This window comes from Mesorhizobium sp. P2_E7 (assembly GCF_056403855.1).
This window is the reverse complement of the sequence record NZ_JBFUER010000005.1, coordinates 169,760-182,389: the sequence shown is the minus strand read 5'-3', so window position 1 is coordinate 182,389 and position 12,630 is coordinate 169,760. Positions and strand designations below refer to the sequence as shown.

The window sequence follows — 12,630 nt, the reverse complement described above, 5'->3', positions numbered from 1 at the left end:
TCCTGATTAGCGCGCGGCGAGGCCGCGAAGTTGAAATTGCGGATCGCCCGACAGAGCTGCCTGGTGCAGCAGACAGGCAGCGCCCAGGGCCGGACCGTCGGCGCCGACGCGCGACAGTTCGACCGTGGGAACGGGATAGCCTTCGGCGAGGAAGTCCAGCAGGAAAGCTTCCACCTGTTCGGCGACGAAGGGATAGACGGCATTGACCGAGCCGGAGACAATGATGCGCTCCGGCTGCAAGGTGCAGGCGAGCGTCGCCAGACCGCGGCCGAACCAGAGCGCCCAGTCGCGCGCGGTGGCGACAGCCGCCGGATCGCCGCCAGCGAGTGCGGCGACAAACTCATCCACACCGGCGCGCCGCCCGCTTATGTGGAGGTAGCGGGCGAGCAGCGCATCCTTGCCGACATAGGATTCCAGCCGGCCCGGGCGCTTGGCGTCGAAGACAAAACCTTCGTCGCCAATGCGCAGATGGCCGATTTCGCCGGCGCCGCCGAGCCGGCCGCGATGCAGCCTGCCGGCATTGATGATGCCACCGCCGACGCCGTTCTCGATCAGGATGACCAGGGCGTCCTCATCATCCTTTCCCGGCTGTGCCCGGTATGTCTCGGCCACCGCGACGGCATTGGCATCGTTTTCCAGGAGGATCGGAAAATCGTCGCCAAAGGCGTTGCCCAAAAGCTCCGCCAGATTGACCCCGTGCCAGCCAAGGATGGTGGCATGGTATGAAACGCCGTCGGCGGCGGGGAAGCCGGGCACGGCGACGTTGAGCCCGTAGAGGCGCGCACCCGCGGGCAGTTGCGAGCGGATCTCTCCGACAAGCTCCTTAATGATGGCGACCGCCGTTTCAGGCGTGCTGCCCGGGCCGGCAAAGGTCCGCGAGGCGCTGGCACGCTGCGCGCCGGCAAGGTCGACGGCCACCGCCGCGATCCAGTTCACGCCGATATAGGCGCCAAGGAAAAAGCCGCCATTGCCGTCGATCTCGACCAGGATACCGGGGCGGCCGACCCGGCCCTCGCCATCCTGCTCGTCATCCGCTCCATCCGACCGCTCACGCGTCAGGCCGGCTTCGGTCAGGCCGAGCACCAGCGCGCCGGTGGTCGAACGGGTCAGGCCGAGGTCGCGTGCAAGCGCAGCCCGGCTCAACGCGCCGGCACGAAACAGCGCCGCAAGGGCCCGCGTTTCATTCGGCCGAAGATCGGTCGACACCAGCACATTTTCCTCCTCAGTTTGTTTGATAGACATACTAATTGACTTTCCTATCCGTTTGAAAGAGCCAAAATGATGTGCGAAGCAACAAAATACTTGGCGCCCGAAGCCTGCAGCCTCAAGTTTCAAACGATGGTTTGCATCGAAAACTTACAAATTTGCCGCTGCTCACCGCTGGTCTCAGCCACTACAATATCGGCCAGCGCCCCTATGACATGGGCTTCGAGACCATCATGGCGCTGGACAAACTGAGCAAGGGCGGCAAACCGTTCATCAAGACCGGCACCGAAATCTGCACACCGGAAGACGCGTTGACGACCTGCGGCAAGGTCGCCAACTGATCAGGTCTCCCAAGCCCTTCCTTCGGCCGCATCGGCCGGGGGGCATCTCTTCGAAGGGCAGGCCTGTCAATGGCCCGGCCCGCTTCACAATCAATCAGAGACTGCTTGCGTCTCTCCAGCAGGCGATCAGATGACCGTCGCCGGCCTGCCTGACGGGCGGTTGCGTCTTTCGGCAGTCGGGCAGGGCCACCGGACAGCGGCCGGCGAAGGCGCACCCGGAGGTTTCGGGCGCTTGTGCCGCGAGATCGAGCTGAGCCGGAGCCTTCGGCACCGTCTCATCCGAGGCTGCGGCCAGCAGCAGTTTGGTATAGGGATGATTGGGACCGCGAAAAATCTGATCGGATGAACCGGTCTCCACCAGCCGGCCGCGATAGAGCACGCCGATCCTGTCGGCCATGTAGCGCACGACCCTCAGGTCGTGGCTGATGAACAGATAGGTTGTGTCCTTGTCGCGCTGCAGGTCGTTGAGCACATTGAGCACCGTCGCCTGCACGGAGACGTCGAGCGCCGAGGTTGGCTCATCCAGCACGACAAGCTTCGGCACGCCGGCAAAGGCGCGCGCAATGGCCGCCCGTTGCCGCTGGCCGCCGGACAGCGACCGCGGCTTCTGGTCGACGGTGGTGGCGGCAAGACGGACCGAGGCCAGCAGATCGCCGACGCGCTGCTTCACCTCGCTGCGGCCGAGGCCGGCCAGTCGCCGCAGCGGACGGCCAAGAATCCTGCCGATCCGCTGGCGCGGATTGAGCGTGCGGTCGGGTGATTGGAAGACCATCTGCACGTCGCGCCGTTCGCTCAGGCTTCTTTTCTCGACACGTGGCGCGACAGCGCTGCCGAACAGTTCGACCGATCCGGCATCCGGCACCTGCAGGCCGGTGACGATCCTGGCCAGTGTCGACTTGCCGGAACCGGATTCGCCGATCAGGCCGAACGTCTCGCCCTGGCCGATCTGCAGGTCGATATCGTGCAGCACGGCTTGCGCGCCGAAGGCATGGCTGATCCCTTTGCAGGCGACGGCGATCGGACGCGCGACTTCAGGCTGATCGTTATGGACAGGCAGGCGAGCAAGCGGGCCGGTTGTGTGCGTCTCGGCCAGCCTGCCGTCGCGCTTGGTTAAGTTGAGGGCCGGGATCGAGGCGATCAGCGCCTTGGTGTAGGCGTGCGCCGGGTTCTCGAAGACATCGTTCGCGATGCCGCTTTCGACCACCGTTCCGGATTGCATCACGGCCACCCGGTCGCAGGCGCGGCGGACCATGTTGATGTCGTGGCTGATCAGGAGAACGCTGGTTTTGTGGTCTCGCCGCAAATCCTGCAGGATGGCGATGATCTCGGACTGGACGCTGGCGTCGAGCGCCGTCGTCGGCTCGTCCAACACCAGCAGCGATGGGTCGAGCGCAATGGCAATGGCGATGTTGGCGCGCTGCTGCATGCCGCCGGAGAGCTCGTGCGGGTAGAGGTCGAGCACCCGTTCCGGATTACTCACCCTGACACGGCCGAGCAGTTCGGCGGCGCGCCCGCGCGCCTCGTCCGGCCGGACCGGCCGATGCCGAATGATCGTCTCGGTGATCTGCCGGCCGATCGTCATGGCTGGGTTGAGTGCGGCGCCCGGATGCTGGTAGACGGCCGCGATGCGGTCGCCCCTTAGCCGGCGCAACTGCTCGGGCGAGAGATCGCGGATCTCGCGGCCCTGGAACTCCAACGCCGACGCCGCGAGGCGGGCGTTGCGCGGCAAATACCGCAATATGGCGAGCGCCACCGAGCTCTTTCCCGATCCGGACTCGCCGACAAGGCCGAGCGCTTCGCCTTCGCCGATGGTGAGCGACACGCCGTTGACAGCCGGATGCGATCCCCGTCGCCCGTCATAGGCGACAGTGAGCTGTTCTACCTTCAGAACCGATGCCGACATGGGGTCCTTGAAACCACTTTCTTCCAGCGCCGCCATCGAGGGCAATCGCTTCCACTTTCACAATGCACAATCTCTATAAAATTACTCGAATTAAGCTGGAGCGCAATCTACCTTTCATCGCTCAGGTGAGATTGTCGCAGCCGCTCAACGCATCGCGACGGTCCGCTGGAGCAGTTCTGGAAGGACACCGGCATGGCACGCGACCACATGATCCTCAGCGCCTTTTTCTTCAATCCGCAGGGCGATCATCGCATGTCGTGGCGCCATCCGCGCGCACCGGGCCGCGAAGTGCTGGACTTCGAATTCTACCGGGATCTCGTGCAGGCGGCCGAGCGCGCCAGGATCGATACGATCTTCGTCGCCGACCATGTCGCGATCTGGGACTCGGTGCAAAGCGGTGTCGCCCACTACGCCAATGCCCGCCTGGAACCGCTGACGCTGCTGTCGGCCCTTGCAGGCGCCACCAGGCACATCGGCCTGATCACCACGGCGTCGAGCTCCTACAGCGAGCCCTACAATGTCGCCCGCATGTTCGCCTCGCTCGACCATATCAGCAAGGGCAGGGCGTCGTGGAATGTCGTGACGTCGGCCATGGACGAGGAGGCCCGCAATTTCGGCCGCGACGGCAATATCGAACACGCATTCCGCTATGAACGCGCCACCGAATTCCTCGATATCGTCAAGGCGCTGTGGGACAGCTGGGAAGACGAAGCGCTGCTGATCGACAAGGGGTCAGGCTATTTCGCTGACCCTGACAAGGTCCATCCCATCGACCACAAGGGCAAGCATTTCAAGGTGCGCGGCCCGCTCAACGTCTCGCGTCCGCCGCAAGGTCACCCGCTGATCGTCCAGGCCGGCTCGTCCGAAGACGGCAAGAATTTCGCCACCGCGCACGCCGATGCGCATTTCGCCATCTACAGCAGCAAGGAAGACGGCATCAAGTATCGACAGGACATCGACGAGCGCCTCGCCCGCTATGGCCGCAAGCCCGGGAGTTTCAAGATCCTGCCGGGCATTTTGCCGATTGTCGCTTCTTCAGAAGCGGAAGGCCGCGAGCGGCAGGAATATTTGCAGAGCTTGCTGCCCGATCGCGTCGGCATCGATCTCCTCTCGAGCTGGAGCGGCGTCGATCTCTCGGTCTTCCCGCCGGACGGCCCGCTGCCGCCGCTGCCGGACGAGAGCACCTTCAATGGCGGCCGCACCTCGCTCAACCGGGTCAAGGAGTGGTCCAAGCAGAACCTCACTTTGCGCGAGATCGCCCGCAAACTCGCCAACAGCGGCTCGGTGCCGACCGTCGTCGGCACGCCGACACAGATCGCAGACCAGTTGCAGGACTGGTTCGAAGCGGGTGCCGCCGACGGCTTCAACCTGATGTTCCCGCTGCTGCCGGAAGACTGGGTGAACTTCGCCGAACAGGTCGTGCCGGAACTGCAGCGCCGCGGCGTATTCCCCACCGAATATGCGCCCGGAACGCTGCGCGACCGCTTCGGCCTGGCGCGGCCGGCCAACCGCTTTGCCGAACAGCGCGACAATGCGCGCGCCGTATCCTGATCAGGAGCAACTGATATGACAGCAGCGCCCAAACTCCAGCCCCGCGAAGCCACCGCTCCGCAGCTCATCAATGTCCTGCACAGCCCCAAGCGTATCCGGGTCAAATTCGCCGGCCGCACCATCGCCGACAGCCGCAACGTGCTGGTGCTGCGCTCCAACCATTTCCTGCCGATCTATTTCTTCCCGGCCTCGTCGGTGGATCGCTCGTTGCTGAAGCCCTCCGAGCACCGCCAGCCACATCCCGTCGGTGGCGAAACCACCTATTGGGACCTGGAGGCGGGCGAAAAGGCCTCGCCCAATGCCGCCTGGTCTTTCGTCGCGCCGCCGGATGAAAACCTGGCGCCGCTGGCAGGCCGCATCGCCTTCACCTGGAAGGCGGTCGACCAATGGTTCGAGGAGGAGGAAGAGGTCTTCGTCCACGCTCGCGACCCATACGCGCGCATCGACGTGCTGCAGAGTTCGAGCCATGTCCAGATCTGGTTCGACGGCGAACTGATCGCCGACAGCCATCGCCCGGTGCTGCTGTTCGAGACGCATCTGCCGACGCGCTTCTACCTGCATCCCGACGATGTCAGGCTCGACCGTCTGGTCGCCTCGGACTCAACGACGCGCTGTCCCTACAAGGGCATCGCCTCCTACTGGTCGGGCCGGCGTGCCGACGGGTCCGTGAGCCCTGATATCGCCTGGAGCTACCGCGATCCCATTGCCGAAATGCCCAAGATCAAGGGCCTCATCGCCTTCTACCCGCAAGCCGTCGACCGCATCCATCTCGACGGCGAACCAGTCGCCTAAGCAATTCAACCGTCATTTCAGACAGGGGTTTCAAAATGACCAAACGCAACGATATCGATACGCTTCGCAATCTGTCCGGCGACATCTGGAATGTCGCCGTCGACGAACACCAGGCCGGCTTCCTCAAGCGCCGCGATCTGCTGAAATATGCCGCCCTGATCGGCCTCACCGGCTTTGCCACCTCGCAAGGACTGGTTGGTCTTGGCTCGGCGCGCGCTGCCGGCGCCGGCGGCACGGTCCGCGTGGGCCTCGGCCAGCCAACCAAGGCCATCGATCCCGTCTCGATCACCGATCCGGCCAGCATCGGCGTGATCAGCCAGGTCGGCGAGTATCTCATCCTCGACGATCCCAAGGACGGTTTGCAGCCCAAGCTCGCTTTGTCCTGGGAGGCCGACGAGACGGCCCGCCGGTGGACCTTCAAATTGCGGCCGGGCGTGAAATTCCATGATGGCCGCACGGTCACCGCCAAGGACGTTGTGGCGAGCTTTGAGCGCCTGGTCGATCCGGCCAGCGGTTCGTCGGCTTTGTCGGCTTACAAAGGCATCCTGTCCAAGGGCGGCGCCAAGGTTGTCGACGATGAAACCGTCGCCTTCGATCTTGACGGCCCGAACAGCAACTTCCCCTTCTATGTCTCCTCCGACGTCTACAATGCCGTCATCCTGCCGGCCGACTATGCCGGCGATTTCGAGAAGAATTTCAACGGCACCGGCCCGTTCAAGCTTGAATCCTTCCGTCCCAAGCAGGGCGCCAGCTTCGTGCGCAACCCCGACTATTGGGGCGACAAGGCGCTGCCCGACCGCGTCGAGATCAAGTTCTTCGACGATGAGCAGGCGCAGGTGCTGGCGCTGCAGGCCGGCCAGCTCGACGTCATCCCGAGCACGACGCGGCTGGAACTGGCGATCGAGGGCAATCCCAACTTCAAGCTGTTGAGCGTGCAGGCGAGCTCGCATGACGAGGTGCATCTGCGCACCGACCAGGCGCCGTTCACCGACAAGCGCATCCGCCGCGCGCTGGCGCTCACCATCGACCGCGAGGCGGTGGTCAAGGGCTTGCTGAAGGGCCGCGCCATTGTCGGCAACGACACCCCGTTTGCGCCGATCTTCCCGTCAGCCGATCCGTCGGTGCCGCAGCGCAAGCAGGACATCGCCGAGGCCAAGCGCTTGCTTGGCGAGGCCGGCGTGCCGAACGGTTTCCCGGTGACGCTGACCACCGAACGCGCCTATGACATTCCCGACTATGCGGTGCTGATCCAGAACTTCGCCAAGAAGGCCGGCATCGACATCAAGCTCAACGTCCTGCCGCAGGACGCCTATTACGGTTCGGCGAAGTTCGGCAGCTCGCCATGGCTCGATTCCAATCTCGGCATCACCGATTTCGGCCATCGCGGCACGCCCGACATCTTCCTCAACGCCACGCTGAAGAGTTCGGGCGCCTGGAACGCGGCGCATTTCAACAACCCGGCCTATGACGGGCTGCTACTCGAATACGGCAAGGCCCGTGACCTTCAGGCGCAACGCCTGGCCGCCGGCAAGATTCAGAACCTGCTGCTCGACGAGACGCCGCTGATCATCAGCTACTTCTCGCAGTATAGCCGCATCGTCTCGTCGAAGGTCGAGGGCGTTCGCTTCACGGCGATCTCGCATCTGCTGCTCGACCGCGTCACCTTCGCGCAGGCGTGACCCGTGAAACGTCCAGCCATGCAGGGAGCTTTGACGCGATGCTGACCGGCCGCACTTTGTCGGTGCGGGCAGCCACGCTTCTGCTCACGCTGTGGCTGGTCAGCATGCTGGTGTTCTTCGCCGGGCAGGTTCTGCCCGGCGATGTCGGCCGCCTCATGCTGGGGCCGTTCGCCGACGCCGAGGCGGTTGCGGCGCTGAATAAGCAGCTCGGCGCCGACCAGCCGGTGCTCGTGCAGTACTGGCATTGGTTCAGCAGCGCGCTGACGGGCGATTTCGGCACCTCGCTGTCGCTGCGCCTGCCGGTGGCGCCGTTCGTGCTGGAAAGCCTCAAGCGCTCGGCAGCCCTTGCCGGCGTCATCCTCGTCTTTCTGCTGCCGCTCGGCATCGGCGCCGGCATCATTGCCGGGCTCAACCAGGGTCGCTTTATCGACCGGCTGATCGTGCTTGCCGGCGTCTCCCTCGGCATCGTGCCGGACTTCGTCTCCGGCCTGCTGCTGCTCATCGTCTTCGGTCTGTGGCTGAACTGGTTCCCGATCACCGGCGCCGCGCCCGATGGCGCCGGCCTCTGGGTCAGTGGCTACTACCTGATCCTGCCGGCGCTGCCGCTGGTGCTGAATCTCGCCGGCTACATCGCCCGCATGACGCGGGCCGGCGTGATCGAGGCGCTGGCCGCCGACTATACGCGCACCGCCGTCCTCAAAGGCCTCGAGCGGCGCGAAATCCTCGTCCGGCACGTGCTGCGCAATGCGCTGACGCCTACCATTGCGGTGCTGGCGACCCAGACCGGCTACATGCTGGGCGGTCTGGTGGTGATCGAGGCGCTCTTCGGCATACAGGGCCTCGGCAATCTTGTCCTCAATGCCGCCAAGTCGCGAGATTTCCCCATGCTCGAAGCCGGCGTGCTGGTGATGGCAACGATCTTCGTGCTGTCGGCCGCGGCGGGCGATCTCGTCAACGCCTTGCTCGATCCGCGGCAGCGCCGCCGTGTGTCGTCATGATGGAGCTTATGGAATTTCCCGTGCCGCGCCGCGGCGCGCTGGGTTGGCGAACAGCGAGCCGGGTCCGCGAGGCCGCCTCAAAGCTGCCGCCCTCGGTGATCTTCGGCACGCTGATCCTGCTGTTCTGGGTCGGCTGCGCCGTCTTCGGCCACCTGTTTGTACCTTACGATCCCTATGCCGAGGATTTTCTCGTCATGCTGGCGCCGCCGGACGCCGCGCACTGGCTCGGCACCGACCAGCTCGGCCGCGACGTGCTGTCGCGCATCGTCGTCGGCTCGCGCGACATCCTGCTGGTCGCGCCGGCTGCAACCCTGCTCGGCGTTGCCGTCGGCAGCGTGCTTGGCCTCGTGCTCGGCTATTTCGACGGGCTGGTCGACGCCATCGGCGCCAGGCTGCTCGACACGCTGATGGCCTTTCCCTTCATCGTCCTCGTCACCATGACGCTGGTCGCGCTGGGACCGTCGAACCTCACCGTCATCCTGGTCATCGGCATTGCCTACGCGCCGCTGGTGGCAAGGACAGTGCGCGCCGCCGTGCGCGAGCAGCGCGAACGCGACTATGTCAGCGCCGCCCGGCTCGGCGGCGAGAGTTCGCTTGCCATCATGTTCCTGGAAATTTTGCCCAATGTCCGCGAGGCCATCCTCATCGAGCTGGTCACCCGCCTCGGTTACGCCTTCTTTTCGATCGCCACGCTGAGCTTCCTCGGCCTCGGCATCCAGCCGCCTTCCGCCGATTGGGGACTGGCGGTTGCCGACGGCTATGGCTTCTTGACCGGCGGCAAATGGTGGGTGGTGATCTTCAACTCGGCGGCCATCGTTTCGCTGGTCATGGCCACCAATCTGATCGCGCAAGGCATGGGCGCCTTCGAAAACAGCGATCGGTGAAGAGCAGAATGCGCAGCAAAGCTGACGCGCAATTTTTGACCGTGCGCTAAAATCGTCCCTTGTGATTCGGCCCCGATAGGGCCTCAAGACAAGGACCGGCATGAGCAAGGCTCTCTCCACATTCGCATTGGTCGCATTGTTCACCGCATTGCTCATGGCGCTCAGCCTGGCGGTCGCCAGGCACGGCTATCCCTATGGCGCGATCGGGGTGCGGCGGCTCGACGGCATTGCCGATGCCGGTTCGTTCCTGCCGCTCGCCGCCGTCTACTTCTTCAGCGCCATGCTGATGATGATCCTGCCGATCCGCGCCGCCGGCATCGTGCTCACCCATGCGGCGGATGCGCTGTTCTGGGCAGTGATCGCCCTGTTCGCGACCATTGTTGGCTGCCTCGTCGCCCGCTGGGCTTTCGGCCAGAGCAGCGTGCTGTGGGCGCTGGTGAACTGGCGTTTCCTGTTCGCCGCGGCAATCGTGGGCTGCCATTTCACCATGAATGAGCTGCGCCGTAACATCCTGCTCAGAAGCCTGTTCTTCGTCATCTTCGCCGCGGCGACGCTGGCCTGCCTGTTCTGGACTTTTCCGACCTGACAAAGGCCGCTTCAGTTTATCCGGCGCAGTCGCGGCTTTCGCAGTCGCGCGTCATCGGCTATCCAGTCCGCAGCCAATCTCTGCCCTCACAGTGTCGTCATTTGTCTGATAAATGATTCAGGCATACGGCACCGCCAGTGAACAATTACAAGGAAACCGCGACATGACCCTTTTCCGCAAGAACCTGATCGATGGCGAGTGGGTCGGCGAAGCCGGCTCGCGCAACATCAACCCGTCCGATACCGCCGATGTCGTCGGCGAATATGCCTCGGCCGGCGCCGAACAGGCAAAGCAGGCGATTGCAGCGGCTAAGGCCGCCTTCCCGGCCTGGTCGCGCTCGGCGCCGCTCGCCCGTCACAGCGTGCTTAAGAAGGCCTCGGACGAGATCATGGCGCGCAAGGACGAAATCGGCCGCTCGCTGTCGCGCGAAGAGGGCAAGACGCTGGCCGAAGGCATTGGTGAGACCATCCGCGCCGCCCAGATCTTCGACTTCTTCGCCGGCGAGACGCTGCGCCTGTCGGGCGAACTGGTGCCCAGCGTGCGTCCGGGCGTCGGTGTCGAGATCACCCGCGAAGCCGTCGGCGTGGTCGGCATCATCACGCCGTGGAATTTCCCGATCGCCATTCCCACCTGGAAGATCGCCCCGGCGCTCGCCCACGGCAACACCATCGTCTTCAAGCCGGCCGAACTGGTGCCGGAGAGCGCCTGGACCATTGTCGACATCCTGCACCGCGCCGGCCTGCCGAAGGGCGTGCTCAACCTCGTTATGGGCAAAGGCTCGGTGGTCGGCCAGGCCATGCTCGACAGCCCCGACCTCAACGCCATCACCTTCACCGGTTCGGTCGGCACCGGAAAGCGCGTCGCCGCCGCAAGTGTCGAACACATGCGCAAGTTCCAGCTCGAAATGGGCGGCAAGAACCCGCTCGTCGTGCTCGACGACGCCGACCTCGCCATAGCCGTCGATTGCGCCATCAACGGCGCCTATTTCTCCACCGGCCAGCGCTGCACGGCGTCTTCCCGCTTGGTGGTGACCGAAGGCATTCATGACCGCTTCGTCTCAGCGCTCAAGGAGCGCCTGGAAAAACTCGTCATTGGCGATGCGCTAGACGCCAAGACCCAGATCGGACCTGTGGTCGATGCGAGCCAGCTGAAGCAGGATGAGGACTACATCGCCATCGGCAGCCAGGAGGGCGCCAACCTTGCTTTCGGCGGCGAGCGGCTCGATCGCGAAACATCAGGCTTTTACCTCCGGCCGGCGCTGTTCACCGAGAGCACCAACGCCATGCGCATTTCGCGCGAGGAAATCTTTGGGCCGGTCGCCAACGTCATCCGCGTCAAGGACTATGACGAGGCGCTGGCGGTGGCCAACGACACGCCTTTCGGCCTGACCTCCGGCATCTGCACCTCGAGCCTCAAGCACGCCACGCATTTCCGGCGCAATTCCGAGGCCGGCATGGTGATGGTCAATCTGCCGACCGCCGGTGTCGATTTCCACGTTCCGTTCGGCGGCCGCAAGGGCTCCAGCTACGGCCCGCGCGAACAGGGCCGCTACGCCGCGGAATTCTACACCACGGTTAAGACGGCCTATACATTCGCCGGCTAATCGGTGGATGAACCGATGACATCGGTAAAAGAGGAAATGGCCTGGCTCAACCCGCCGCCGCACCATGTGTTCGGCGACGGTACGGTGCATGTGCGGACCGGCAAGGAAACCGACTTCTGGCGCGAGACCTTCTACGGTTTCTGGCGTGACAATGGCCATTTCCTCTACCGGCCGGTCGAGGGCGACTTCAGCGCCGAAGTCACCGTCAAGGGCGATTACAAGGTGCTCTATGACCAGGCCGGGCTGATGCTGCGGCTGAGCGAAACGCACTGGATCAAGGCCGGTATCGAATACACCGACGGGCTGGCCTACTTTTCCGTCGTCGTCACCAACGATACGTCCGACTGGTCGCTGGTCACCATCCCCAACGACCCCAATGGCGTCCGCATACGCTTGACCCGCCACGCCGAGGCCATCCGCATCCAGTATCTGGATGCCACCGATGGCCACTGGAAGCCGGTGCGGCTCGCCTATTTCCCGGTCTCGAAATCCGTCGATGTCGGCATGATGTGCTGTTCGCCGCAGCGCGAAGGGTTCGAGGTCACCTTTTCCGGCTTTTCGGTCGGCCCGCCAATCTCCCGGCAATTGCACGACTGACGGCGATTTCGATCGAATCGATCAGCGAAGTGGTTCGGCATTGAACACCTTCTGGACGATCAGCCAGCGGCCATCGAGGAAGAAGCACGACAGCAGGTCAGTCACTTCGCGTGGCGGGATTCGCAGGCTGAGCTTGAGGAGCGCCATGTCGCGCACCAGGTTGATGGAGAGAATCTGGTCCTTGCGCTCGACTCCGGTTTCTCGCGGCGACTTCAGCGTGCGAACGATGTCCAGCCAGGCGGCAACAGGGGTAACGACGACAGTGTCGTTTTCGCCTTTCCGTGTAACGAAGGCCGCCTCGTGCAGGATGGAAGCGAATTTGTCGGCGTCCATGTCATGGGCCGCGTCGAAATAGGTTTGAGCCAGGGCGGCCAGCCCCTCGGTTCCCGGCAATTGGATGTCTGACGTGGTCATGATGGCTTCCCTTCAGGTCTGGCAATGCGCTTGCTATAAGGGTTTCCCCGGCCGCGTTTAACTGGCGCGCCCTTAT

General features: G+C 64.1%; 12 protein-coding genes. 9 read left to right on the top strand and 3 right to left on the bottom strand.

The features are described 5' to 3' along the window. Positions 1-6 precede the first annotated feature (6 nt). Positions 7-1,242 carry an ROK family transcriptional regulator gene (locus tag AC1DYC_RS23860; RefSeq protein ID WP_477410253.1) on the bottom strand — a complete coding sequence of 412 codons (1,236 nt, stop codon included), beginning with the start codon at positions 1,240-1,242 and terminating at the stop codon, positions 7-9. A 122-nt stretch (positions 1,243-1,364) separates the two neighbouring features. On the opposite strand from AC1DYC_RS23860, the gene AC1DYC_RS23855 reads away from it, so the two are divergent. Next, positions 1,365-1,547 (top strand): hypothetical protein, encoded by a 183-nt coding sequence (locus AC1DYC_RS23855; RefSeq protein WP_477410252.1) that lies wholly within the window; start codon positions 1,365-1,367, stop codon positions 1,545-1,547. 94 nt (positions 1,548-1,641) lie between these two features. On the opposite strand, the gene AC1DYC_RS23850 is transcribed toward AC1DYC_RS23855, so the two are convergent. Further along, positions 1,642-3,450: a dipeptide ABC transporter ATP-binding protein gene (locus tag AC1DYC_RS23850; protein ID WP_477410251.1), complete on the bottom strand. Its 1,809-nt coding sequence runs from the start codon at positions 3,448-3,450 to the stop codon at positions 1,642-1,644. Between the two features lie 192 nt (positions 3,451-3,642). On the opposite strand from AC1DYC_RS23850, the gene AC1DYC_RS23845 reads away from it, so the two are divergent. The 8 genes from AC1DYC_RS23845 to AC1DYC_RS23810 all read left to right on the top strand — a co-directional run bounded on the left by AC1DYC_RS23845 (position 3,643) and on the right by AC1DYC_RS23810 (position 12,140). Beyond that, positions 3,643-5,001, top strand: coding sequence for an LLM class flavin-dependent oxidoreductase (locus AC1DYC_RS23845; RefSeq protein WP_477410250.1), 1,359 nt, complete (start codon positions 3,643-3,645; stop codon positions 4,999-5,001). Positions 5,002-5,016: 15 nt separating this feature from the next. Further along, positions 5,017-5,793: a DUF427 domain-containing protein gene (locus tag AC1DYC_RS23840; protein ID WP_477410249.1), complete on the top strand. Its 777-nt coding sequence runs from the start codon at positions 5,017-5,019 to the stop codon at positions 5,791-5,793. Positions 5,794-5,828: 35 nt separating this feature from the next. Next, entirely contained in the window at positions 5,829-7,472 is a 1,644-nt protein-coding gene (locus tag AC1DYC_RS23835) for an ABC transporter substrate-binding protein (protein ID WP_477410248.1), read from the top strand. A gap of 38 nt (positions 7,473-7,510) precedes the next feature. Further along, a complete protein-coding gene (locus AC1DYC_RS23830; protein WP_477410247.1) occupies positions 7,511-8,470 on the top strand; it encodes an ABC transporter permease in 960 nt (319 codons plus the stop codon). Next, entirely contained in the window at positions 8,467-9,354 is an 888-nt protein-coding gene (locus AC1DYC_RS23825; RefSeq protein ID WP_477410246.1) for an ABC transporter permease, read from the top strand. Before AC1DYC_RS23830 ends, AC1DYC_RS23825 begins: the two co-directional genes overlap by 4 nt. A 100-nt stretch (positions 9,355-9,454) precedes the next feature. Next, complete coding sequence (locus tag AC1DYC_RS23820; RefSeq protein WP_477410245.1) at positions 9,455-9,940, top strand: hypothetical protein; 486 nt, start codon at positions 9,455-9,457, stop codon at positions 9,938-9,940. A gap of 163 nt (positions 9,941-10,103) precedes the next feature. After that, positions 10,104-11,543: an aldehyde dehydrogenase family protein gene (locus tag AC1DYC_RS23815; RefSeq protein ID WP_477410244.1), complete on the top strand. Its 1,440-nt coding sequence runs from the start codon at positions 10,104-10,106 to the stop codon at positions 11,541-11,543. 15 nt (positions 11,544-11,558) lie between these two features. Then, a complete protein-coding gene (locus AC1DYC_RS23810) occupies positions 11,559-12,140 on the top strand; it encodes a DUF1349 domain-containing protein (RefSeq protein WP_477410243.1) in 582 nt (193 codons plus the stop codon). 21 nt (positions 12,141-12,161) lie between these two features. On the opposite strand, the gene AC1DYC_RS23805 is transcribed toward AC1DYC_RS23810, so the two are convergent. Further along, positions 12,162-12,554, bottom strand: a complete 393-nt coding sequence (locus tag AC1DYC_RS23805) for a nuclear transport factor 2 family protein (protein WP_477410242.1) — start codon at positions 12,552-12,554, stop codon at positions 12,162-12,164. Between the last annotated feature and the right edge of the window lie 76 nt (positions 12,555-12,630).

What these genes read in the sequence shown, in the direction of transcription:
- AC1DYC_RS23860 (WP_477410253.1), bottom strand. Translation starts at nt 1,242, where the DNA reads ATGTCTATCAAACAAACTGAGGAGGAAAATGTGCTGGTGTCGACCGAT.
- AC1DYC_RS23850 (WP_477410251.1), bottom strand. Translation starts at nt 3,450, where the DNA reads ATGTCGGCATCGGTTCTGAAGGTAGAACAGCTCACTGTCGCCTATGAC.
- AC1DYC_RS23845 (WP_477410250.1), top strand. Translation starts at nt 3,643, where the DNA reads ATGGCACGCGACCACATGATCCTCAGCGCCTTTTTCTTCAATCCGCAG.
- AC1DYC_RS23840 (WP_477410249.1), top strand. Translation starts at nt 5,017, where the DNA reads ATGACAGCAGCGCCCAAACTCCAGCCCCGCGAAGCCACCGCTCCGCAG.
- AC1DYC_RS23835 (WP_477410248.1), top strand. Translation starts at nt 5,829, where the DNA reads ATGACCAAACGCAACGATATCGATACGCTTCGCAATCTGTCCGGCGAC.
- AC1DYC_RS23830 (WP_477410247.1), top strand. Translation starts at nt 7,511, where the DNA reads ATGCTGACCGGCCGCACTTTGTCGGTGCGGGCAGCCACGCTTCTGCTC.
- AC1DYC_RS23825 (WP_477410246.1), top strand. Translation starts at nt 8,467, where the DNA reads ATGATGGAGCTTATGGAATTTCCCGTGCCGCGCCGCGGCGCGCTGGGT.
- AC1DYC_RS23820 (WP_477410245.1), top strand. Translation starts at nt 9,455, where the DNA reads ATGAGCAAGGCTCTCTCCACATTCGCATTGGTCGCATTGTTCACCGCA.
- AC1DYC_RS23815 (WP_477410244.1), top strand. Translation starts at nt 10,104, where the DNA reads ATGACCCTTTTCCGCAAGAACCTGATCGATGGCGAGTGGGTCGGCGAA.
- AC1DYC_RS23810 (WP_477410243.1), top strand. Translation starts at nt 11,559, where the DNA reads ATGACATCGGTAAAAGAGGAAATGGCCTGGCTCAACCCGCCGCCGCAC.
- AC1DYC_RS23805 (WP_477410242.1), bottom strand. Translation starts at nt 12,554, where the DNA reads ATGACCACGTCAGACATCCAATTGCCGGGAACCGAGGGGCTGGCCGCC.